The 306-nt window shown below is 61.1% G+C and carries 1 pseudogene; it reads left to right on the top strand.

Annotation, left to right across the window (positions count from 1 at the left end):
* Positions 1-306 (top strand): annotated as a pseudogene (locus PZH32_RS12620) (aldolase); the annotation flags it as partial.

Raw genomic sequence — 306 nt, 5'->3', positions numbered from 1 at the left:
GGTGTGTGCGGCGTGCTGGCTGGCCAGCGCGGTCTGGTGGCCCAGTATGCGGCCGACTATCCGGAGATCAACTACCTGGTGTAGATGAACTCCAAGACCAACATCGTCGGCACCAAGCAGGAGGACCCCTATTCTCCTCAGCTGTATGACTTCGACGCCATCCTGGCCATGAAGGAAGCCGGCGTGAACATTGTGGGCCTTGGCTACACCATCTACCTGGGCTCCGAATTCGAGGCCACCATGATGGCCGAGGCCGGCGAGCTCATCGTCCAGGCCCATGCCAACGGCATGATCGTCGTGCTGTGG

The organism is Adlercreutzia equolifaciens, assembly GCF_029076695.1.
Taxonomy (GTDB): domain Bacteria; phylum Actinomycetota; class Coriobacteriia; order Coriobacteriales; family Eggerthellaceae; genus Adlercreutzia; species Adlercreutzia equolifaciens_A.
The sequence above is the reverse complement of the archived record's forward strand: the minus strand, read 5'-3'. Positions and strand labels throughout refer to the sequence as shown.